Raw genomic sequence first — 22,247 nt, forward strand, 5'->3', positions numbered from 1 at the left:
CCGCTAACGACATAAGGGGCCGGCGGAGCGAACCGCCGGCCCTTTTGAATCTTGGCGTATCCAATCAGATAGATTTCCGCGGGTTCGCTTGACCGCGGCAGGAACCCGGCGCAGCCTTTGGTAATGCGCAGCACCCATGGCGCCAATAGAGTGTCGATCAGGCTGGCATGCCGGCCGTTCGTCGACGCATTCGTGTTCCAGGGCCGATCGACGCGCTCGGAAGTCGCATCCTTCTGGCTGCTGGGCGTGATTGTGACCGCATTCCGCTTGAGCGTCGACAATCCGTCGCTCGCGGTGAGAATAGCAGGCTTGATCTGGACGCTGGTCTGGAGCTGGCCGTGGATCCCGCTATTCGTTCGTCGGCTGCATGATCAAGACCGCGCCGGTCGATGGGCATGGCTGATCGGCGTGCTGGTGCTGGTCGCAGTCGCCGGATTGTCGAGCGCGCCCGCGGGCGACGGGCCCAGTGTATCGGTCGATCTGACATTTTTCCGCGCGAGCCGACAGATTGCCTGGAGGCCAGTCACAATCGCCATGACGATCGCAACAGCGGCGGTCATATTCGCCACCTGGGTGTTGTTCATCTTCCGCGGCACGTCGGGCGCAAACCGCTACGGTCCCGATCCGCGGTTGGATCAGGATCGACCCTTGGTACCGGCGGAAACCTGAGCGGGAACAAGCGTTCTCCCTTCACAACGTAGAGGAGAGACTCATGGCCGACACTGCCGAGATCAAGCAGCATTTCTGGAAGAAACTGTCCGACAGCCCGTTCGTGATGATCGGGCTCGACGGCGACGGCCAGCATAGCGAGCCGCTCACCGCGCAACTCGACAAGGATCAGGTCGACACGATCTACTTCTTCATCGGCAAGGACAACCGCCTGGCCAAGGGCGGCACGGCGATGGCGCAGTTCGTGTCCAAAGGGCACGACTTTTTCGCCTGCCTCGCGGGCAGCGTCCGGATCGATAACGACTTCGGCATGATCGACAAACTCTGGAACAATCAGGTCGAGGCCTGGTTTCCGGGCGGCAAGGACGATCCCAACCTCGCGCTGCTGCGTTTCGACGTCGACGATGCCGAGATGTGGGAAACCGACATGTCGATCGCCGGAAAGGTCAAGATGCTGTTCGGTGGCAAGATCGACGCCGGCGACGAAGGCAGCCATGCGAAGGTCGACACGACGGCTGAGTCGAGCGGGGCGTAGCCTAAAATACTCCGTCACCCCGGCCTTGTGCCGGGGTCCACCGGGCAGCAGGCGCTTGTCCAGAGATTCTGGCTGAAATGCTCAGCGGTCGGCCAGCGGCACGGTGGATGCCGGCACAAGGCCGGCATGACGGTAATAAGGTAGCGCGATAATTGCGCATCACCCGCCGTGCGCGGTGATCCACTCTTCCAGCACCGGCGCAATCTGGGTACGCCATTTGCTGCCGTTGAAGATGCCGTAATGCCCGGCATCGGCGACCACATGCTTCTTTTCCGACGCCGGCAAGTTGGTGGCGATAGTCAGTGCTGCCTTGGTCTGGCCGAGCCCTGAAATATCGTCGCGCTTGCCCTCGATCGCCAGCAACGCAATGTCGGTGATGGCGCCCGGATCGACCCTGCGCCCGCGATGCATCATCTCGCCCTTGGGCAGGGCATGCCGCTGGAACACTACCTCGATCGTCTGGAGGTAGAATTCGGCGGTCATGTCGCAGACCGAGCGATATTCCTCGTAGAAATCCTTGGTCGCCTCGGCGCTCTCGTCGTCGCCCTGGACGAGATGCTTGAACATCTCCCAATGCGAAATCATGTGATTGCCCAGGTTCATCGTCATGAACCCGGCGAGCTGCAGGAAGCCCGGATAGACGCGGCGCCCGGCGCCCGGATAATTGAGCGGCACGGTCGTGATGACATTCTGTTCGAACCAGGCGAACGGGCGTTCGGTCGCCAGCGTGTTGACCGCGGTCGGCGCCTCACGCGTGTCGATCGGTCCGCCCATCATCGTCAGCGTCTTCGGCCGGCACGGATTCTTGTCGGCGCTCATCACGCAGGCGGCGGCGTAACAGGGAACCGAGGGCTGGCAGACCGCGAGCATATGTGCGCCGGGACCGATCGTCTCGAGGAACTCGACGATGTAATCGACATAATCGTCGAGGTCGAAACGTCCTTCCGCCACGGGCACCTGCCGGGCATCGCGCCAGTCGGTGATATGCACTTCGGCGAATGGCAGCATCCGCTCGACCGTGCCACGCAGCAAAGTCGCATAATGGCCCGACATCGGCGCGACGATGAGCAATTTCGGTCCGCCCGTGACGCCCTTGCGCACGAAGCGCTTAAGCTGGCCGAACGGCTTGCGGAGCACGATTTCCTCGACGACGTCGACTTCCTTGCCGGCGACCGTGGTCCGATCCAGCCCGAACTCTGGCTTGCCGCGCGGCGCAGAGGCGTGCGCGAATACTTCGAGCGCGGACGCGACCACCGGGCCGCCGCCGAAATAGGCAAAGGGATTGGAAGGATTGCTGAGCAGTTCTGCGCTGAAATTGGCCCAGGCACTGGCGCCTGCCAACATCGACCGCTGCATCTCGTAGGCGTTGTAGAGCATCTGCCCCCGATACATGAGAAACCGTTTCCCCGGTATGAACCCTTAGGCCTGTGTTGCACCGCACACAACGCAATAAGCGACGGATCGTTGCGGCTTTGGGTATGTCGACGATGGCCATGGACGCAATCCTGTCACAATGCGGCACGCGGCGGCGCCCCGATAATGGGTACAAACCATTGCCCGTAACGATCGCGCGGCCTAGGGCGTCGAACCATGACGGACTCCTCTGCCGACGCGTCTAAGCCGGGCCGCAAGCTGGGCAGCCTGGCAATGGTGTGGCGCTTTGCCAGCCGCTACCCGTTGCAGGTCGCGATCGCCTTGCTCGCGTTGATGGTGTCTTCCGGGGCGACTCTCTATTTTCCTGCCGCGCTCAAGTCGGTGATCAACGGCGGCTTCTCGCGCGGCGGCGACATGACGCACGTCAATCGCGTCTTCTATCAATTGTTCGCGGTGGTCGGCGTGTTGGGCATTGCCACCGCCACGCGCTTCTACTTCGTGTCGTGGTTGGGCGAGCGCACCGTCGCGGATGTACGGATAGCCGTGCAGAACAACCTTCTCCGCTTGGCGCCGCGCTATTTCGAAGAGAACCGCCCGTCGGAAATCGCGTCTCGAATGACATCCGACACGACGCAGATCGAGACGGCCGTCGGCACCACGGTCTCGGTCGTCTTGCGCAATGCGATTACCGGCTTCGGCGGCATCGTCCTGATGTTCGTTTGGGCGCCGAAGCTCGCTGGCATGATCCTGCTCGGAATCCCGCTGGTGCTCGGGCCGATCATGTTGCTTGGCCGCCGGCTGCGCACGTATTCCCGCACCAGCCAGGATCGCATCGCCGATATCGGCGCGATGGTGGTCGAAGTGTTGTCGGCTATGAAAGTCGTCCAGGCCTTTGGACAGGAACGCCGCGAAGGCGAACGGTTCGCCGGCGCGGTCGAGCGCAGCTTCGCGACCGCCAAGCGACGGATTGTCCTGCGCGCGTTGCTGACCGCCCTCTTCATTACCCTGGTTTTCGGCGCGGTGACCCTGTTGCTCTGGAGTACGGCCGCCGACGTCGCGGCCGGCCGGCTGTCGCCCGGCGCGCTGGGCGGCTTCGTCGTCGCGGCCATCCTCACGACCGGCGCGTTTGCCGCCTTGAGCGATGTCTATAGCGACCTGCTGCGCGCGGCCGGAGCCGCCGAGCGGCTCGCCGAACTCCTGGCGGAGCAGTCGGAGATCGCGGCGCCGGTCGATCCCGTGCCGCTGCCGCAGCCGGCACGCGGCGCCATTACCTTCGACCATGTCGCGTTTCGCTATCCGACCCGTCCCGACGTCTCGGCCTTGTCGGATTTCTCGCTCGACATAACCCCTGGAGAGACCGTCGCGGTGGTTGGCCCATCCGGGGCGGGCAAGACCACTTTGTTCCAGCTGATCCAGCGCTTCTACGACCCGCAATCGGGTGAAGTGCGGATTGATGGCGTCCCCCTTCCCCAGGCGGACCCTGCCGATATTCGCCGTCGCATCGCCATGGTGCCGCAGGAAACGGTGATCTTCGGCGCCTCCGCGCGCGACAATATGCGTTATGGCGAATGGGATGCGAGCGACGACGCCATCTGGGCGGCGGCAGAGGCCGCCAATGCCGCCGAATTCCTCCGCAAGCTGCCCGAAGGGCTCGACACCTTCCTGGGCGAAGGCGGAGCGCGGCTCTCGGGCGGCCAGCGCCAGCGCGTCGCGATCGCCCGCGCGCTGCTGCGTGATGCGCCGATCCTGCTGCTCGACGAAGCGACCAGCGCACTCGATGCCGAAAGCGAGCAACTGGTCCAGCAGGCGCTCGAACGGCTGATGGACGGACGCACCACGCTGGTGATCGCCCATCGTCTCGCCACGGTACGCGCCGCCGGCCGGATCATCGTGATGGATAACGGTCGCATCGTCGAGGAAGGCACGCACGCCACACTCAACGCCAAGGGCGGCCTTTATGCCCGGCTGGCCGCGCTGCAGTTCAGCGAAGCGGCCTAGCTTTTCTTACCCTCTCCCCTTGCGGGAGAGGGATACGGAGACTTAGGCTCGCAAGAGCCTTAGTCGGAGTTGGGAGAGGGGTGCGGTCCGCAGGACCGCGCGGAGCTGCGCTCCGCATCACCCTCTCCAAGCTTCGCTAGCGAGCAAGCTCACAAGCTACGCTATCCTCCCCCGTCAAGGGGGAGGATAAGTTAGGAGATACATATGGCCCGCGAGTTCGATGTCATCGTCTATGGCGCCACCGGATTCACCGGCCGGCTGGTCGCCGAATATCTCTCCGAAACCTATCCCAGTGGGGTCAAATGGGCGATGGCCGGGCGCTCGCTCAGCAAGCTCCAGGAAGTCCGCGACCTGATCGGAGCGCCCGCCGACGTCACGCTGATCGCGGCCAATTCCGACGATCCCGCCAGCCTGAAGGCGATGTGCGAACGCGCCACCGCAGTCATCACCACGGTTGGTCCCTATCAACTTTATGGCAGCGATCTGGTCGCCGCCTGCGCCGAGACCGGCACAGCCTATCTCGATCTGTGCGGCGAGCCTGCGTGGATGCGCCACATGATCGACGCGCATCAGGAGACCGCCAAGCGGAGCGGCGCGCGGATCGTCTTTTCCTGCGGGTTCGACTCGATCCCCTTCGACCTCGGCGTACTGACCCTGCAGCAATGCGCGATCGCCAAGCACGGCGGTCCGGCGCCGCGCGTGAAATGTCGGGTGCGCGTGATGAAGGGCGGGTTTTCCGGCGGCACCGCTGCCAGCCTGAAGGCGACGCTGGCTGCGGCCGCCAGGGATCCGCGGATCGTCGCGTTGCTGACCAATCCGTTCGCCCTGACCCCTGGCTTTTCGGGTCCGCACCAGCCGACCGGGCTGCTCCCCGAATATGACAAATCGGTCGGCGCGTGGGTCGCGCCGTTCATCATGGCGCCGATCAACACCAAGAACGTCCACCGCACCAACTTCCTGCTCGGGGAGAAATACGGCGCCAATTTCGTCTATGACGAAATGATGGTCGCCGGGCTCGGCGATCTCGGCAAAGCGGCGGCCGAGGCGATCGCCAAGGTCAATCCGCTCGCCGGCGACAAGGGACCCAAGCCCGGCGAAGGCCCCTCCAAGGAAGAGCGCGACAGCGGGCATTACGACATCCTGTTCATCGGCGAATTCCCCGACGACAGCCGGGTCGAATGCGTTGTTACCGGCGACAAGGACCCGGGTTACGGGTCGACCAGCAAGATGATCGCCGAGGCCGCGTTATGCCTGGTGCAGGATGTGCAGGGCGAGGGCGGTATCTGGACCCCCGGCGCGCTGATGGGCGATGCGCTGCGGGAGCGGCTGACCGCGAAGGCGGGGCTGACGTTCCGCAGCGGCTGAGATCATTCACCCGCGGTAGAACAGCACCGCCACCCCCACGATCACCAGCGAGATACCGACCGCCCACATCGCACGCACGCGCCCCGCCTGCTGCTCGCGATAATGGTTGGCGACCAAGTCGAGCCAATAATGGCCCGGCAGCGTCTCGCGCACGACGCCGGCTTTCCGGAGCTTCATCAGTTCGGCGACGTCGCTCGGCCGAGGACTGAAGGCGATTGCCTGTTCGGGCGCCAGTGCGTGCGCCTGGATCATCGCGCGCACTATGCGCGAACGCGTGCGCAGCATCGCCGGGTGGATCGGCGGCGGCGCCGCCGGTCCCGGTTGCGGCACGATGCCGATCAGGTCGAGCTTGCCGCTCATCCGCCGCCGGCCAGGAACCCAAGCGCGGCGCCGATCGCGACCGCGGCCCCCACCGCCATTCCGGCGCGGCGACGGCGCGACTTGTTCCACGCGTCATAGGCCGGAAGGTCGAGCCAATATTTGCCCGCCTTGCCGACATGCAGCACGCCCTTTTCGATCAGCTTCTCGAGCAGGCGCCGCTCGATACCGCGCCCCGGGGCATAGTCGATCGCGCTGTCGGCGGAGACGGCATTGTGCGTCATGAAATGCGATACCAGTCGCCGCCGGGCTCGCGCCACCGCTCCTGCTGCCGCACCTGCCGCTGCTCCACCCATAAGCCTTACTCCCCCGTTCGTGGCGGTTCAGCAATGCTGAACCGGGCCGGCACCGTGACAATTCTAACGTCGCCGTCCTTGATGGCGAATGTTGGGCGGACGGCCGCGGCGTTTCAAGACGCGTTGGGGCTTCTTGCCCGGCGGCGGAGCGTATCGACCCTCCGGCAGCTCGAATCGCAACGCGCCGGATACCGGATTGGCTTCCGCCAGCCGCAATTGCAGCACCTGGCCGATCGCATATTCGTCGCCCGACGTTTCGCCGACCAGTTTCCTCGCTGCTTCGTCGAACCGAAAATATTCGCCGCCCAGGTCGCGCACCGGCAGCAAGCCGTCCCCGCCGATCCCTGCGACCGTCGCGAAGATGCCGAAGTTCTGCACGCCGGTAATCCGGGTCTCGACGATCTCGCCGACCTTTTCCGCCAGGAAGGCGGCGACGTAGCGATCGATCGTGTCGCGCTCAGCCTCCATCGCGCGGCGTTCGAGCCGGCTGATCGATTCGCCGATCCGCTCCATCCCCGCTGCCTCGTCGTCGGTAAGGCCGCCCGGGCCGAGACCATAAGCGGTGACCAGCGAACGGTGGACGATCAGGTCGGCATAGCGCCGGATCGGCGAGGTGAAATGCGCATAGCTGCCGAGCGCGAGGCCGAAATGGCCGTGATTGTCGGGCGCGTAATAAGCCTGCGTCTGCGTGCGCAGCACTTGCTCCATCACCTGCGGCCGGAAATCCACCTCGCCGATCTTCTCGAGGATATTGTTGAAGGTCTTCGGCTGGATCACTTGCCCGAGCGCGAACTTGACGCCCCAGGTTTCGAGATAATCCTTGAGCGCGACCAGTTTCTCCCGCGCCGGCGGTTCGTGGACGCGGTACATGACCGGCGCCTTTTTCGCCTCGAGCGCCCTGGCCGCCGCGACGTTGGCGGCGATCATGTAATCCTCGATCAGGCGATGCGCATCGAGCCGCTCGCGCGGGGCGACCGACAGGATGCGGCCCAGTTCGTCGAGCATCACGCGGCGCTCGGGCAGATCGAGATCGAGCGGCTCGCGTTTGTCGCGCGCCTTGGCGAGTGCTTGCCAGCAGGACCAGAGGGGCACGAGCGCACCCTCAACTAACGCGTCATCCCAGCGAAAGCTGGGATCTCGCGCCTCACCGGCAGGACTCTCCTCCCGAGACCCCAGCTTTCGCTGGGGTGACGACCGCGCATCGATCGCCGCCTGCGCGTCTTCATAGGCGATATTCGCTGCGATCCGCACGACGGCGCGGGTGAAGCGCCACGACTTGAGCGTCCCGTCCTTGGCGATCTGCAAGTGACATGCGAGCGCGGCACGATCCTCGCCGGTCTTGAGCGAACACACCTCCGCCGACAGGATCTCGGGCAGCATCGGCACGACGCGATCGGGGAAATAGACCGAATTGCCGCGCCGCCGCGCCTCGCGATCGAGTGCGGAGCCCGGGCGGACGTAGAAGGACACGTCGGCGATCGCGACCACGGCTTTCCACCCGCCGGCATTCTTGGGATCGTCGTCGGGCGCCGCCCACACCGCGTCGTCATGGTCGCGCGCGTCGGCGGGATCGATCGCGACGATCGGCAATCCGGTCAGGTCCTCTCGGCCGTCACCCAACGGCTGCTTCGCGACGCGCTCGGCTTCCGCCAGCGCCTCTTCGGCGAAGCGGTCGGGAATGTCGTGCTCGTGGATCGCGATCAGCGAGAAGCTGCGTGGCGCGAACGGATCGCCGAGCCGCTGCGTGACACGCGCAGTGATGCGCGGCGGGCGTCCGGCCTTCTCGGCCAGCACCAGATCGCCGGGCTCGGCGTCGCCCGCGTCGGACACCTGATATTGCCGCCGCTCGCGCTTCTCGACGCCTTCGAGCCACAGGCGATCGCCTTCGCGCCTGAGCACGCCGAGTATCAATTCCTCGCCCTTGGCGAGTTGCTTCATCGGATGCGCGATCCAGCCCTTGCCGGCCTCTTCGGTGCGCGCGAGGATACGATCGCCTGGGCCGAGCGCCGGTCGCTTGCTTCGCTCTCGGACGCGCAGCCGCGGCACCGGTACGCCTTCAGCGTCCCAGCGTTCTGGTACCGCCCAGATATTGCCGCCATCGTCGACATCGACGACGCGCAGCACGGTCACCTTCGGCAGTCCGCCCATCTCGTGGAACGCGCGGCCGGGTGCGCTGTCGATCAGGCCTTCGTCGGCCATGTCCTTGAGCAGCGCCTTTAGCGCGATCTTTTCCTGGGCGGTCAGGCCGAACGCGCGCGCGATCTCGCGCTTGCCCGCTGGCTGGCCGGACGAGCTGATAAAATCGAGGATCTGCTGACGGGTGGGAAGGCCGTGTTTATGTTTTGGTTTCGCCATGTCGGCACAAGATAGGCGCAACCGGCCTTCCCGTCACCCCGCTCGCGTCAGCGCGCGAGCAGATCGATAATGTCTCGCACCAGCCGCGTCTGCGGATCGACGATATAGACATAATCGTCGCGATAGACGTAGCGATAGCGCGCGTTGTACGGAACGCGCATGCGATAGGCGCGCGGGATCGCGTCATACCGCGTCCAGCCGCGATAGCCGATCGGCAGGCGCGCGCCGCGGTCCCAATAATATTTGCGCGCCTGGCCCGGTGGCATGCAACCATTGCCCTTCTTGGCCAAGCCGGGCGGACATCCTCCCCAGCGGCCTTGCCCGGGATCGGCGCTGGCCGGAGCCGCGAGCATGGCAGTCGCGGCCATCGCGCTTGCCGCCAAAAGGAACTTTCGCATCTTGACCGCATCCTGCAATTGACGATGGCGGGAAGAACCGGCGAGATCGTCAACTGTTCCGCCCCCGTGCCAAACGAGGATTCGACTGCTGACTTACGACCTCCTCATCGCCGGCGGCGGAATCAACGGATGCGCGATCGCCCGCGAAGCGTCGCTGCTCGGGCTGAAGGTCCTGCTCGTCGAACGCGACGACCTCGCCAGTCACACCTCATCGGCCTCGACCAAGCTGATCCATGGCGGGCTGCGCTATCTCGAATATTACGACTTCCGGCTGGTTGCCGAGGCGTTGCGCGAGCGCGAATTGCTGGTGCACGCGGCGCCGCACATCATCCGCCCGCTGCGCTTCGTCCTGCCGCAGGAGAATGCCGTGCGGCCGTGGTGGATGGTTCGGATCGGGCTCTATCTCTACGACATGCTCGGCGGGAAGATGAGCCTGCCGCGCTCGCGCGGACTGCGCGCGTCGGACAAGGACTATATCTCGCCGCTCAAGGGCGGCACGAGCGGGTTCGTCTATTCCGACGCGCAGGTCGATGATTCCCGGCTCACGCTTCTCAACGCAGTCGACGCGCACGCCAATGGCGCCGAGATTTGCACGCGCGTCTCGCTCGACAGTGCGCGGCGCGAGGGCGATCACTGGACCGCGACCCTGTCCGACGGCCGCACGGTCCAGGCGCGCGCGCTGGTCAATGCGGCGGGGCCCTGGGTCCATCTGATGCTCAATCGCCTGGGGCTGAACGGCAAGGCAAATGTTCGGCTGGTCAAGGGCAGCCATATCGTGGTGCCCAAGCTCTATGAGGGCGACCACGCCTACATCCTGCAACTGCCCGACCGCCGCATCATCTTCGCCATTCCCTGGCAAGGTGGGACCGAAATCGGCACCACCGACATTCCGGTCGATGCGCCCGAGGATGCGAAGATCACCGACGACGAGATCGCGTATCTGTGCGAGGGCGCGAACCATCATTTCGTCAGGCAGATCACCCCCGCGGACGTGACCTATAAATGGTCGGGCGTGCGCCCGCTCTATGACGATGGCGCGAGCGAGGCGAAGGCGGTGACGCGCGATTATGTGCTCGAGCTCGACACCAACGGGCCGCCACTGTTGAGCGTGTTCGGCGGCAAGATCACTACCGGACGCCATCTGGCAGAGGATGCAATGGGCAAGCTCGGTCCCGAGCTGGGGCTGAAGCGCCGTCCGGTGTCGCGCGCGCGCGTCTTTCCCGGTGGCGCGATCGCCGACTTCGACCAGTTCCTCGCTCAGGTCCGCGCGACCTGGCCATTCCTTGGCGATGATCGTTCGCTGCGCATGGCGCATGCCTACGGCACGATGCTCGGCGACATGCTCGACAGCGTGACCGACGAGGCAAGCATGGGCGCTGATTTGGGCGGCGGGCTGACCGAGATCGAGGCGCGGTGGATGCGCGATAGGGAATGGGCGCGGACCGCCGAGGACGCGCTGATGCGGCGGAGCAAGATCGGCCTGCATCTCAGCGACAAGCAACGCAGCGCGTTCGAAAAGGGGTGGAACGCGCTGACATGATCCGCGTCGCCGCTTTGTATCATTTTGTCCGCTTCCCCGATCCCAGCGCGATACGGGAACCCCTGCTGGCCTTGTGCGAGGCGCAAGGGATCAGAGGCACGTTGCTGCTCGCACAAGAGGGGATAAACGGCACGATCGCAGGCCCGCCCGATGGAATCGACGCGGTGGTCGCCCATATCCGCGCGCTACCCGGTTGCAGCGGCCTGCAAGTCAAGACCGCGACTGCGGAGACGATGCCGTTCCATCGACTGAAGGTCCGATTGAAGCGCGAGATCGTGACCATGGGCATGCCCGACATCGACCCGCTGACCGGCGTCGGCCATTACGTGTCCCCGGCCGACTGGAACGCGCTGATCGAACAGCCCGGCACAATGGTGATCGACACGCGCAACGATTACGAGGTCAAGATCGGCACCTTCGCCGGTGCGATCGATCCGGAGACCGAAAGCTTTCGCGACTTTCCCGCCTGGGTCGCCGCGCATCGCGAGGAAATCGCGGCAGCGCCGCGCGTCGCGATGTTCTGCACCGGGGGCATACGCTGCGAGAAGGCGACCGCTCTGCTCAAGGCGGAGGGGATCGATCAAGTCTTTCACTTGCAGGGTGGCATCCTGAAATATCTGGAAGAGGTGCCCGCATCCGAGAGCCGCTGGCAGGGCGAATGTTTCGTATTCGACGAGCGCGTCGCAGTCGGGCACGGGCTTTCGCCCGGCACGCACGGTCTGTGCCGCGCCTGCCGCATGCCGGTCAGTACTGAGGACCGAGCGTCACCATTGTTCGAGGAAGGGGTGAGTTGCCCCGCCTGCCACGGCACGCGCGATGCCGTCCAGCGCGCAGGCTATGCCGAACGCCACCGCCAGGCCCGGCTGGCCGAAGCGCGTGGCGAAGCACATGTCGGCGCGCGGCTGCCCGCCAAGACGCCGAAAAATCCAGTTTAGCCAGTCATTAACCGGCCTCGTTGCATAGCCGTTCCAAGGGCAGACGGGGGCCGGACGATGGCTACGACATTTTCGCACTTTCGCCGCCGGGCAACCGACGTCAAATATGACCGGGAGCCGGTCCTGTCGGTCGCGCATGCCAGTGTGAAGCGCCACCGAAAGGCGGCGCTCCATCAGCTGTCGATCTACGGCTGCCACCTCGCCAGCCGCATCGAAGCCGAACAGGGCGAACCCTTGACGCTCCGGTTCGATCGCAGCGCGCCGATCGCCGCTACGGTGATCTGGTGCGCCAATGGGCTGATCGGGGCGCGCTTCGACCAACCGATCGAACGCGAGATGATGCGCTCGCTGACGCTCCGCATCGCCTGACCTTATACGACCCTCAGCGGTGATGTGCGGCGAAAAAGTCCCACATCAGCGCCGTGCCGTCGATCTTGCCGGTGTTGCGCGTCACGCCCGGCCTTCCCAGACCACGTCCCGGCCAGCCATGCTCGGCGCCTTTCATGATGTAGAAGTCGACGTCGGCGCCGCTCGCGCAACCGGTCCATCGTTCGCGGACATAATCGGCGGTTTCGGTCTTCGTCGGGCTCGTCGTGCAACGATTGGCCGCAGCCCAGAAGGTCGCTGCGTAGCGTGACGGCTTGTACGGCATGCCCTGAGCACGGCGGACGATGCCCGTAGTGCTCGTTCCACCGGCGACCGGTACCTGCTCGTCCTTCTCGGCGTTGACGATGAGCATCGGGACAGAGGTAACCGGTTTGGGCTCGTTGCCGAACAGCGCGCCGACGAACACCGCCGCGCCGGCGATGCGATCACCGAGCTCGATCGCCACGCGCTCGGTCATCATGCCGCCATTGGACATGCCGACGACATAGACACGCTTGGGATCGATGGGCTGGGTCCGTTCGAGCTCGTCGATCATCGACCGGATGAAGCCGATATCGTCGATCTTCTCGCGCATCGCATAGGCGCAGCAGCCGCCCGCATTCCATGTCTGGAGCTTGCGGAACCGCGACGACCCCTCGGGCAGGGCGAGGATGAAACCTTCCTCTGCCGCCTTGTCGATCAGCCCGGCCGATTTGGCGAGTTGCGCACCATTTCCGCCGCCGCCGTGGAGCGCGATGACCAGCGGCCGGCGCGCGCTGCCTCCCGGCGGGACATACAATTGATAGTCGCGATTGCCGATACGATGCGGCGCCAGCGGTCCATCGGCCGCCGGCGCCGAGGTCGGCAATTGCAATGCGATGCCGACAATCCCCATCACCACCAAGATCCAGCGCATACGGCCTCCCTTGCCTTCTGCGCTGTCCAACGGACGAAGCGGCGCCGCCCTTCGCTAGGCGACCGCGATCACCGCCAGCGTGATACGCGACAGGCAGATCAGCTTGCCGGCATCGTCGGTGATACGGATCGTCCAGATTTGCGTGGTGCGGCCGAGCGACTCCGCCTTGGCGGTCGCCGTGACATGGCCCGACATCACTGGACGGATATGGTTGGCGTTGATCTCCATACCGACGGTGACCTGCTTCGACGGGTCGAGCGTCATCGCGCCGCCGACCGACGCGACCGTCTCTGCCAGCGCTACCGATGCGCCGCCGTGCAGTCGCCCGAACGGCTGGTGCGTGCGGTGGTCGACCGGCATGCGCGCCGACAGCCAGTCGTCCCCAGCGTCGACGAACTCGATCCCGAGCAGCCCGGGCATCGACTTGGCGCCCATCGCGGTCATCGCCGCTAGGTCGGGTTTGGTGCCACCGAACCAGATCATTGCTTCTCCTCAATTGGTCACCCCGGCTTGTGCCGGGGTCTGCCGTGCCGCCAACTATGCCTTGGAGCTTCTCGCCTGCCGCCACGCGCATCCCGGCACAAGGCCGGGATGAGGTTTTAGTAAGCCCGGGCGATCAGCACGCGCTCGACCGCGGGCTCGCCGGTGAAGATGCAGGTGCCGTCGGCCGGCTTTGCGTCCCGCGGCGTGTTTCGCAGCGTCAGCTTGAGTGCTTTCAACTGCGCCTCGACCTGATCGAGCGCAGCTCCGGTCGGCTTCGACCATTGCGCGAGTACCCAGCCGGGCTTTTCCACGCCCTCGGCGAAAAACGCCTTGAGGCCCTCCATATCGGTGACATCGGTCGCGATGTTGCCGTCAAGCCGCAGCTTCGCCTGGGTATAGAGGCCGCGCTGGATTTCGGTCAGCAAGGCCGCCGCCTGCGCCACGCAATCGTTCCTCGCCACCACCGCGCTGTCAAGCTTGCCGTCCTCGCGATACAGTGCATCGCGACGGATCAGCGAGACATTGCCGCCCGCCATGTCGCGCCCGCCGACCTCGATCACGATCGGCGCGCCCTTCTTGATCCAGCTCCAGCGCTTGGTGGTCGACTTGGTCGCCTTGAGGTCGAGCAACACGCGCAGCGGCTCGCCGAACGCGATTTCCTTGACCAAAGCATCGCGGATCCCCTGGCAATAGTCGATCAGCGCGGCATCCTCGTCAGTGTCGCGCAGCATCGGCACGATCACGATCTGCCAAGGCGCGACCTGTGGCGGCACGCGCAGCCCGTCATCGTCGCCATGCGTCATGATCAGCCCGCCGACCATGCGCGTCGACATGCCCCAACTGATCGTATTGGCGGGCTCGAACTGACCCTCCGCGTTCTGGAAGCGTATGTTCTGCGCCTCGGCGAAATGGGTGCCGAGGAAGTGGCTGGTGCCCGCCTGGAGCGCCTTGCCGTCCTGCATCATCGCCTCGATCGACCAAGTCTCGACCGCCCCGGGGAAGCGCTCATTCTCCGGTTTCTCCCCGGCGATTACCGGCATCGCGACGCACTCCTCGGCGAACGAGCGATAGAGTTCGAGCGCCTTGGCCGTTTCCGCCTTGGCCTGATCGGCCGAGGCGTAGGCGGCATGACCTTCCTGCCACAGGAATTCCGACGTGCGCAGGAACATGCGCGTGCGCATTTCCCAGCGGACGACATTGGCCCATTGGTTGATCTGCACCGGCAGATCGCGCCACGATTGGATCCAGCGCGCAAACGCGGCGCCGATCACCGTTTCCGAAGTCGGACGGACGATCAGCGGCTCTTCGAGCTTGGCGGCGGGGTCGGGCACCAGCCCGCCCTTGCCGTCGGGGATCAGGCGGTGATGCGTGACCACCGCCATTTCCTTGGCGAAGCCTTCGACATGCTCCGCTTCCTTCTCGAAATAGGAGAGCGGGATGAACAGCGGGAAATAGGTGTTGTCATAGCCGAGCGCGCGAATGCGGTCGTCGATCAGCCGCTGCATGCGCTCCCAGATACCGTAACCCCATGGCCGCATGACCATGCATCCGCGAACTCCGCTTTCCTCGGCCATATCGGCCTCGGCAATGACGGTCTGGTACCATTCCGCGAAGTTCTGGGCGCGGGTGACGGAGAGGGCGTGCTTGATCATGATGGCGGGCCGATAGCCGGAAAGTTTGCCCGGTCCAAGCGCTCGCTCTTGCCGAAAGGTGGATCGGTCCCTTACCCTGTTGCAGGGGCAAGGGGGGATTTCATGAGCTATAACGAGCGGCCTGACGGCTATAAGGGCGTCAAATACGGCGCTGTGGCGATGACGCTCCTCGGCGCCGCGTTCCTCTTGAAGATGTCCGGTGGGCTGGCTGGCATCATGGGCGGCCTGCCGCCGATGACGCCATTGGCGGCACAGGCACAGCTGTTGAAGGATCCGCAGAGTGGTTCGTTGTTCAAGACGCTACAAAAAACCTATCCGAGCGAATTCAGCGGCCTGACCAATGAGCTCGCGCGACGCGGCGCCGAATTCCAAAGCAAACAAGATATCGTAAATGGCGGGCGCGCCTATCTGCTCGCAGCAATGAAACGGCACCTGGGTGAGATCGGACAGGCACCGCACGCGCCCCTTGCCGACTATCGCAAAGCAGAGATTGCGACATTGCAGGCGTTGCAGAGCGACGATGTCGCCTCGTGCGCCGCCTATTTCGAGACCGGTGTCATCAACCTGCCCAAAGCCACATCGGCTGTCAGGACGGCAATGACGGAGTTCCAAATCAAGACCTGGACAACCGCCGCGGCCGGCCGGGACCAATCGGTGAAGCGGGCCATCGCCAAGCCTAGCCTGGAGGATGTCAAAGCAAGCGCGTCGATAGCGACGCAGGTTGGTTCGAATCGCGAAGACGTGAATAAGCTGCTGGCGGGAACGTCGCTGCCCGACAGGGCCGAATGTGGCGCTGGCCTCGCGTTGCTGCAGGGCATCGACGCATTGCCCGATGCCCGAGCGGACAACTTCACCGCGTTCATGCTCCAAACCGTCGCAGCCAAGCCCTGACCGGCGCCTTGTGCTGCGCGACTGTGCGGCGCATGGGCCAGGATATGGGGGCAGTGCCGCAGAATCATAGCGATCGCGTGATGCTCGGCATCGCGATGCGGCTGCTCGCGGTGCTGCTGCTGTCCACCTTGTCGGCGCTGATCAAGGTCGCCGAGACACGTGGCGCAAATCTCGCCGAGATCATGTTCTTCCGGCAGGGTGCCGCCGTGCCGGTCGTGCTTGCCTATATGATGATCGCCGGTCCCGGCCTGAGCGCGGTTAAGTCGCGCGCCTTTCGCGGCCAGGTGATCCGCGCCGCGGTGGGATTGACCGGCATGGCGTTCAATTTCGGCGCGGTGCTGTTGCTGCCGCTGGCCGAGGCGACCACCCTCGCCTTCACCGTACCGATCTTCGCCACCATCCTGGGCGCGCTGGTGCTCAAGGAACCGACCGGCTGGCACCGCTGGGCGGCGGTCGCGGCGGGGTTCCTTGGTGTGCTGATCGTCACCCAGCCGGGAAGCGGCCATTTTCCGATCGGCGGCGCGCTGGTCGGGCTTACCTCGGCGGTGTTCGTCGCGCTGGTCGCGATCCAACTGCGTCAGATCGGCAAGGTCGACGCGCCGGTGACGACGGTGTTCTGGTTCTCGTCGCTGTCGATGGTGCCGTTGGTGCTGATCTATCCGTTCTACGCGCACAGCCATGATGCCACGACCTTCGCGGTGCTGATCGGCATGGGCCTGGTCGGCGGTCTGGGACAGATCGCCTTTACCGCCGCGCTCAAATACGCGCCAGTGTCTGCGGTCATGCCGATGGACTATTCGAGCCTGATCTGGGCGACGCTCTACGGCTGGGTACTGTTCGACATGCTGCCGACGCCCTGGACCTGGGTCGGCGCGCCGATGATCGTCGCCAGCGGGCTCTACATCGTCTGGCGCGAGCACCGCGTCGCGCGGCACCCCCAGGTCAGCGAGGCGATCCCGGACTAGCTACGAAGCGGCGACGTGGCGCGCACCTCGTCGAGCATCCGCCGGGCGCGCAGGAACATCTCCAGCCGGGTGGTCGCGAACAGACCGAGCGCGAGCGCGATCAAGACATCGGTCACCATCATCGTGCTGACATGAAAACCGGTGCCGCCACCAGTTGCGAGGACCGACTTGGCCGCCATCCGCACCGCGATCAGGACGACGATGAAGATCATCGCGGCAGGCGATGCCTTCTGGTTGAGCATATGCGTGTCGGGATCGACGTGAATCTGCATCATCTTGCCGCGCTGCCAGCCGATCGCTGCCCCGGCCAGCAACGCAGCGGCGCTGATCGCCCAGCCGATCGTCGTCGGCGGAAATTGATAGAACATCACACCGGCGAAGATCAGATAGATGGCCGGGACGACCCAAAGCGTTTCCAGCCGCAATCGGCGCAACTGGCTCATCCGCCGCAAGCGGAACGCCAGCAGCGCGACAACAACGACCGTGGTGACGGCGTAACCGACAAGCTGCTGCTGTTGCATGATAGTCCCCGAGAAACCCCGGAGACTGTCATAGCAAACTAACTCACTCTCGCAATAGGCGTTATTCGGCCGCCTGTGCCAGCTCCGGATCCTTCCACACCAGCACCGGCTTCCTCGCCGCGAGCGTCTCGTCGAGGCGGCGGCGCGGCGCAAAATGCGGGGCGGAACGAAGCGATTCATCGCCGGCCTTGGCGCGTTCGGCAACCGAGCGCAGCGCGCCGATGAACTGATCGAGCGCCGCCTTGGATTCGGTTTCGGTCGGTTCGACCAGCATCGCGCCATGCACGACGAGCGGGAAATACATCGTCATCGGATGATAGCCCTCGTCGATCAGCCCCTTGGCAATGTCGATCGTCGAGAAGCCTTCGGGCAGGCCGTCATCGGAGAAGATCGCCTCGTGCATGCACGGCCCCGAGCCCGCGAACGGCGCGTCGAGCGTGTCCTCCAGGCTGCGAAGGATGTAATTGGCGTTGAGCACCGAATCCTCCGCAACCTGGCGCAGGCCGTCGGCGCCGTGGCTGAGGATATAAGTCAGCGCGCGCGTGAACATCCCCATCTGACCGTTGAAGGCGCACATCCGCCCGAAGCTGTGCGGATGGCGGTCGCCGACCGTTTCCTCCTCGACCAAGGTGATGTGGCCATCGGCGTGGCGCTCGGTGAACGGCAACGGGCCGTAAGGCGACAAGGCCTTCGACAGCACCACCGGTCCGGAGCCCGGCCCGCCGCCGCCATGCGGCGTCGAGAAGGTCTTGTGCAGGTTGATATGCATCGCGTCGATGCCGAGATCGCCCGGCCGCACGCGTCCGACGATCGCGTTGAAATTGGCTCCGTCGCAGTAGACGAACCCGCCGGCCGCATGAACCGCGTCCGAGATCGTCCTCATCTCGCGCTCGAACAGGCCACAGGTATTGGGGTTGGTGATCATCACGCCCGCGACATCCGGTCCGAGCCGCGCCTTGAGGGCCTCGACATCGACGCGGCCTTCCGCGGTCGCGGGAATATCCTCGACTGTGTAGCCGGCAAAGGCGGCGGTCGCCGGATTGGTGCCATGCGCCGATTCGGGAACCAGGATGACCTTGCGGTGGCCCTCGCCCTTCGCTTCGAGCGCGGCCTTGATGCACAGGATGCCGCACAATTCGCCATGCGCGCCCGCCTTGGGCGTCATCGCCACGCCGTGCATGCCGGTAAGCTCGATCAGCCACACCGCCAGCTCGTTGATGACGCCCAAGGCGCCCTGCACGGTATCGACCGGCTGGAGCGGATGGACGTCGGCGAAGCCGGGCAGCCGCGCCATCTTCTCGTTCAGGCGCGGATTGTGCTTCATCGTGCACGATCCGAGCGGAAACAGGCCGAGATCGATCGCGTAATTCTGACGGCTGAGGCGGGTATAATGCCGCACCGTTTCCGGCTCGGACAGGCCCGGCAAGCCGATCGGCGTATTCCGGGCGAGACCGCCCAGGCGCGTTTCGACTTTTGCGGGCTCCGCGACTTCGACGCCGGACGTCTCGGTCGAGCCGATCTCGAAGATCAGCGGTTCTTCAAGCATCAGCGCGCGGTTGCCAGTGAAGGTGCCGGTCGATCCCTCGCCGGCTTCGGGGGCGGTCGGGCGCCAGCCGCTCTGATTGATATTGCTCATGCCAGCGCCTCCTCGAGCGCGGAGGCAAGCGTCTCGACGTCCTCCGACGTAGTGGTTTCGGTGACAGCGACGACCAGCCCGTTGGCGAGTCCGTCGGCACCGGGATAGAGCCGTCCGAGCGATACGCCGGCCAGAATGCCCTTGTCGGCCAGGGCACGAACGACCGGTCTGGCTTCCTTCGACAGCTTCAGCGTGAATTCGTTGAAGAAGCTGTCATTGACCAATTCGACCCCCGGGACCTTGGCCAGCCGCGCCGCGGCAGCGACCGCGCCGGCATGGTTGGTGGCGGCGAGCGCACGCAGCCCCGCCTCGCCCAGCAAGGTCATGTGGATCGAGAAAGCCAAGGCGCAAAGCCCGCTATTGGTGCAGATGTTCGAGGTAGCCTTCTCTCGGCGGATATGCTGCTCGCGGGTCGACAAGGTGAGCACGAAGCCGCGCTTGCCCTCGGCATCGACCGTCTCGCCGCAAAAACGGCCCGGCATCTGACGGATATACTTTTCCTTACAGGCCATCAGCCCGACATAGGGGCCGCCGAATTGCAGCCCGACGCCGATCGACTGACCCTCGCCGACTACGATATCGGCATCCATCTCGCCCGGCGACTTGAGCGCGCCCAACGCGACCGGCTCGGTCACCACCGCGATCAGCAGCGCCTTCCTAGCGTGGGCGGCATCGGCCAGCGGCCGGAGGTCGGCGACGCGGCCGAGAATGTCCGGATATTGCACGACGACGCACGACGTATCGTCGTCGATCGCCGCGATCAGGCCGTCGATATCGGTTTCGGCAGACAGCGTCGGAAGCGACGTCTCGAGCTGATCGCCGGTATATTTGGCCATCGTCTTGGCGACCGATACGTAATGCGGGTGGAGGCCGCCCGACAGGAGCGCCTTGCCGCGCTTGGTGATGCGCCGCGCCATGCCGATCGCTTCCCAGCAGGCGGTCGAGCCGTCGTACATCGACGCATTGGCGACGTCAGTCCCGAGCAGGCGCGCGACCTGCGTCTGGAACTCGAACAGCATCTGCAGCGTGCCCTGCGCGATCTCGGGCTGATACGGCGTATAGGCGGTCAGGAACTCGCCGCGCTGGATCAGATGATCGACCGAGGCCGGTACGTGATGGCGATAAGCCCCGCAACCGAGGAAGAACGGCGCCTCGCCCGCGGTCAGGTTCTTGCGCGCGAGCGCCGTCATGTGCCGTTCGACCGCCAATTCGCTGGCATGCATCGGCAGATCGCGGATCGGCCCGTCGAGTCGAGCGATGGCGGGCACATCGACGAACAGATCGTCGATCGTCTTGGCGCCGATCGTGGCGAGCATCGCTTCGCGATCGGGCTGGGTCAGCGGAAGATAGCGCAATTCAGTTTCCCGTCGCCCCGGCGGAGGCCGGGGCCGCTAGGTTGGGTCGGCTCGCTCCATCACGAAGCGGCCCCGGCCTCCGCCGGGGCGACGCCCGAAATCACAGCTTCGCGACGAACGCGTCGTATTTGGCTTCGTCCATCAAGCCTTCGAGCTCGCTCGGATCGCTCAGCGTCAGTTTGAAGAACCAGCCCTCGCCATCAGCGTCCTCATTGACCAGCCCGGGATTGTCGGCGAGCTCGGCATTGCCCTCGATCACCGTACCCGACACCGGCGAATAGACGTCCGACGCAGCCTTGACCGACTCGACCACCGCGGCTTCGTCGCCCTTGGTCACGGCCTTGCCTTCTTCCGGCACGTCTACGAACACGATGTCGCCGAGCTGGCCCTGGGCGTAATCGGTGATGCCGACGGTGCCGATATCGCCGTCGACATCGACCCATTCATGATCTTCGGTGAAGTAGCGCATTACTTGCTTCCTCTGACGTAACGGTGGGGAACGAAGGGCATTACCGCGACGGTCGCTTCATGGACCTTGCCGCGCTGATTGAGCTGAATCTTGGTGCCGACCTCGGCCATCGCGGCGGGAACGTACGCCATCGCGATCGGCGCGCCGAGCGTGGGCGCGAAGCCACCCGACGTGACCTTGCCCACTTCCGAGCCGTCGGCGTCCAGCACCGCGGCGCCTTCACGGACCGGCTGGCGACCCTCGACGAGCAGGCCGACGCGCTTGACCACCGGGCCCTGCTCGCGTTCGAGCAAGACGCGCTCGGCGCCGGGGAAATTGGCTTCCTCGCGCCGGCGCTTGCTGGCGACCGCGAAACCAAGCGCCGCCATCAGCGGCGTCGTCTCGGGATCGAGATCGTGGCCGTAGAGCGGCAGATCGGCTTCGAGCCTGAGCGAATCGCGGGCACCGAGACCGATGGGCTTCACTTCCGGTTGGGCGCAGAGCGCGTCGGCAAGCGCCTCGGCCTTGTCGCCGGGCACCGAAATCTCGAACCCGTCCTCGCCGGTATAGCCCGAGCGACTGATCCACAGCGGCACGTCATTCCAGTCGAAACGACCGCCGGTCATGAAGACGAGGTCGGCGACATCCGGCACCAGCCGGCTGAGCGCTTCGACCGCCTTCGGCCCTTGCAGCGCCAGCAATGCCTGGTCGTCCATGTGATTGAGCGTGATTTCGTCGGGCAGGTGATCGCGCAAATGCGCGATGTCGTCATATTTCACCGCGCCGTTGACGACCATGTAGATGCCGTCTTCCCACCGCGTGAACATGAGGTCGTCGAGGATCCCGCCATTGTCGGCAAGCAGTAGCGAATATTTCTGGCCGTGAAGCTTCACACCCTTCACGTCCGCGGGGATCAGCTTCTCGAGTTCGGCGTCGAGATCGGGGCCGCTGAGCAACAGTTGGCCCATATGGCTGACATCGAACAATCCGGCCGATTCGCGCGTCCAGAGATGCTCGGCCATGATGCCTTCATACTGGACCGGCATATGATAGCCGGCGAACGGCACCATTCGCCCGCCGCGGGCGCGATGCCAGGCATCGAGCGGAAGCGTCTGCAGTTCGATCTCGGTTTCGGCTTCGTCGCTCACACCCGGTCTCCCGATAACAGATG

22 protein-coding genes are annotated in these 22,247 nt (G+C 64.9%); 9 read left to right on the plus strand and 13 right to left on the minus strand.

Annotated features, from left to right (window positions below; all coding sequences use genetic code 11):
- The first annotated feature begins 123 nt into the window (after positions 1–123).
- Both Q0L25_RS06640 and Q0L25_RS06645 read left to right on the plus strand, forming a co-directional pair.
- Positions 124–669, plus strand: coding sequence for a DUF805 domain-containing protein (locus Q0L25_RS06640; protein ID WP_296612682.1), 546 nt, complete (start codon positions 124–126; stop codon positions 667–669).
- Positions 670–712: 43 nt separating this feature from the next.
- On the plus strand, positions 713–1,204 hold the full coding sequence (locus tag Q0L25_RS06645; RefSeq protein WP_296612684.1) for a pyridoxamine 5'-phosphate oxidase family protein: 492 nt from the start codon (positions 713–715) through the stop codon (positions 1,202–1,204).
- Between the two features lie 159 nt (positions 1,205–1,363).
- Here Q0L25_RS06645 and Q0L25_RS06650 read toward each other — a convergent pair whose 3' ends face one another.
- On the minus strand, positions 1,364–2,581 hold the full coding sequence (locus Q0L25_RS06650; RefSeq protein WP_296612891.1) for a polyhydroxyalkanoate depolymerase: 1,218 nt from the start codon (positions 2,579–2,581) through the stop codon (positions 1,364–1,366).
- A gap of 213 nt (positions 2,582–2,794) precedes the next feature.
- Here Q0L25_RS06650 and Q0L25_RS06655 point away from each other — a divergent pair, with 213 nt between their 5' ends.
- Positions 2,795–4,576, plus strand: coding sequence for an ABC transporter transmembrane domain-containing protein (locus Q0L25_RS06655; RefSeq protein WP_296612686.1), 1,782 nt, complete (start codon positions 2,795–2,797; stop codon positions 4,574–4,576).
- 204 nt (positions 4,577–4,780) lie between these two features.
- Complete coding sequence (locus tag Q0L25_RS06660) at positions 4,781–5,941, plus strand: saccharopine dehydrogenase NADP-binding domain-containing protein (protein ID WP_296612688.1); 1,161 nt, start codon at positions 4,781–4,783, stop codon at positions 5,939–5,941.
- Between the two features lie 6 nt (positions 5,942–5,947).
- Here the strand turns inward: Q0L25_RS06660 and Q0L25_RS06665 are convergent, their stop codons facing one another.
- From Q0L25_RS06665 to Q0L25_RS06680, 4 genes are all read right to left on the minus strand, one after another.
- Entirely contained in the window at positions 5,948–6,301 is a 354-nt protein-coding gene (locus Q0L25_RS06665) for a hypothetical protein (RefSeq protein WP_296612690.1), read from the minus strand.
- The gene (locus Q0L25_RS06670) at positions 6,298–6,615 is read right to left on the minus strand and encodes a hypothetical protein (RefSeq protein WP_296612692.1); all 318 of its coding nucleotides are present in this window, start codon (positions 6,613–6,615) and stop codon (positions 6,298–6,300) included. Before Q0L25_RS06670 ends, Q0L25_RS06665 begins: the two co-directional genes overlap by 4 nt.
- A 63-nt stretch (positions 6,616–6,678) precedes the next feature.
- Positions 6,679–8,970 (minus strand): RNB domain-containing ribonuclease, encoded by a 2,292-nt coding sequence (locus tag Q0L25_RS06675; protein ID WP_296612694.1) that lies wholly within the window; start codon positions 8,968–8,970, stop codon positions 6,679–6,681.
- Positions 8,971–9,017: 47 nt separating this feature from the next.
- Positions 9,018–9,368 carry a hypothetical protein gene (locus Q0L25_RS06680; protein WP_296612696.1) on the minus strand — a complete coding sequence of 117 codons (351 nt, stop codon included), beginning with the start codon at positions 9,366–9,368 and terminating at the stop codon, positions 9,018–9,020.
- A gap of 88 nt (positions 9,369–9,456) precedes the next feature.
- On the opposite strand from Q0L25_RS06680, the gene glpD reads away from it, so the two are divergent.
- Genes glpD through Q0L25_RS06695 form a run of 3 tightly spaced genes read left to right on the plus strand, consistent with a single transcriptional unit; the run spans position 9,457 to position 12,212 of the window.
- Positions 9,457–10,908, plus strand: a complete 1,452-nt coding sequence (gene glpD, locus Q0L25_RS06685; RefSeq protein WP_296612893.1) for a glycerol-3-phosphate dehydrogenase — start codon at positions 9,457–9,459, stop codon at positions 10,906–10,908.
- Entirely contained in the window at positions 10,905–11,843 is a 939-nt protein-coding gene (locus tag Q0L25_RS06690) for a rhodanese-related sulfurtransferase (protein WP_296612698.1), read from the plus strand. The genes glpD and Q0L25_RS06690 overlap by 4 nt, the downstream gene beginning before the upstream one ends.
- 57 nt (positions 11,844–11,900) lie before the next feature.
- Positions 11,901–12,212 (plus strand): PilZ domain-containing protein, encoded by a 312-nt coding sequence (locus tag Q0L25_RS06695; RefSeq protein ID WP_296612700.1) that lies wholly within the window; start codon positions 11,901–11,903, stop codon positions 12,210–12,212.
- A gap of 13 nt (positions 12,213–12,225) precedes the next feature.
- Here the strand turns inward: Q0L25_RS06695 and Q0L25_RS06700 are convergent, their stop codons facing one another.
- The 3 genes from Q0L25_RS06700 to Q0L25_RS06710 form a co-directional block, all read right to left on the minus strand.
- Entirely contained in the window at positions 12,226–13,125 is a 900-nt protein-coding gene (locus Q0L25_RS06700) for a PHB depolymerase family esterase (RefSeq protein ID WP_296612701.1), read from the minus strand.
- A 54-nt stretch (positions 13,126–13,179) separates the two neighbouring features.
- Complete coding sequence (locus tag Q0L25_RS06705) at positions 13,180–13,608, minus strand: hotdog fold thioesterase (protein ID WP_296612703.1); 429 nt, start codon at positions 13,606–13,608, stop codon at positions 13,180–13,182.
- A gap of 116 nt (positions 13,609–13,724) precedes the next feature.
- Positions 13,725–15,260: an aminoacyl--tRNA ligase-related protein gene (locus Q0L25_RS06710; RefSeq protein WP_296612704.1), complete on the minus strand. Its 1,536-nt coding sequence runs from the start codon at positions 15,258–15,260 to the stop codon at positions 13,725–13,727.
- Positions 15,261–15,362: 102 nt separating this feature from the next.
- Between Q0L25_RS06710 and Q0L25_RS06715 the strand changes: the two genes are divergently transcribed.
- Together Q0L25_RS06715 and Q0L25_RS06720 are read left to right on the plus strand one after the other, a co-directional pair.
- Entirely contained in the window at positions 15,363–16,151 is a 789-nt protein-coding gene (locus tag Q0L25_RS06715) for a hypothetical protein (RefSeq protein ID WP_296612707.1), read from the plus strand.
- Positions 16,152–16,231: 80 nt separating this feature from the next.
- Entirely contained in the window at positions 16,232–17,116 is an 885-nt protein-coding gene (locus tag Q0L25_RS06720; RefSeq protein WP_296612895.1) for a DMT family transporter, read from the plus strand.
- On the opposite strand, the gene Q0L25_RS06725 is transcribed toward Q0L25_RS06720, so the two are convergent.
- The 5 genes from Q0L25_RS06725 to gcvT form a co-directional block, all read right to left on the minus strand.
- Entirely contained in the window at positions 17,113–17,637 is a 525-nt protein-coding gene (locus Q0L25_RS06725; RefSeq protein WP_296612709.1) for a CcdC protein domain-containing protein, read from the minus strand. The genes Q0L25_RS06720 and Q0L25_RS06725 overlap by 4 nt on opposite strands.
- 61 nt (positions 17,638–17,698) lie before the next feature.
- Positions 17,699–19,273, minus strand: coding sequence for an aminomethyl-transferring glycine dehydrogenase subunit GcvPB (gene gcvPB / locus Q0L25_RS06730; RefSeq protein WP_296612711.1), 1,575 nt, complete (start codon positions 19,271–19,273; stop codon positions 17,699–17,701).
- Positions 19,270–20,628 carry an aminomethyl-transferring glycine dehydrogenase subunit GcvPA gene (gene gcvPA, locus Q0L25_RS06735; protein WP_296612712.1) on the minus strand — a complete coding sequence of 453 codons (1,359 nt, stop codon included), beginning with the start codon at positions 20,626–20,628 and terminating at the stop codon, positions 19,270–19,272. The genes gcvPB and gcvPA overlap by 4 nt, the downstream gene beginning before the upstream one ends.
- Positions 20,629–20,728: 100 nt before the next feature.
- Complete coding sequence (gene gcvH / locus Q0L25_RS06740; RefSeq protein WP_296612714.1) at positions 20,729–21,097, minus strand: glycine cleavage system protein GcvH; 369 nt, start codon at positions 21,095–21,097, stop codon at positions 20,729–20,731.
- Positions 21,097–22,224, minus strand: a complete 1,128-nt coding sequence (gcvT, locus tag Q0L25_RS06745; RefSeq protein ID WP_296612716.1) for a glycine cleavage system aminomethyltransferase GcvT — start codon at positions 22,222–22,224, stop codon at positions 21,097–21,099. The genes gcvH and gcvT overlap by 1 nt, the downstream gene beginning before the upstream one ends.
- Between the last annotated feature and the right edge of the window lie 23 nt (positions 22,225–22,247).

The organism is Sphingomonas sp. (assembly GCF_024508665.1).
Lineage (GTDB): Bacteria > Pseudomonadota > Alphaproteobacteria > Sphingomonadales > Sphingomonadaceae > Sphingomonas.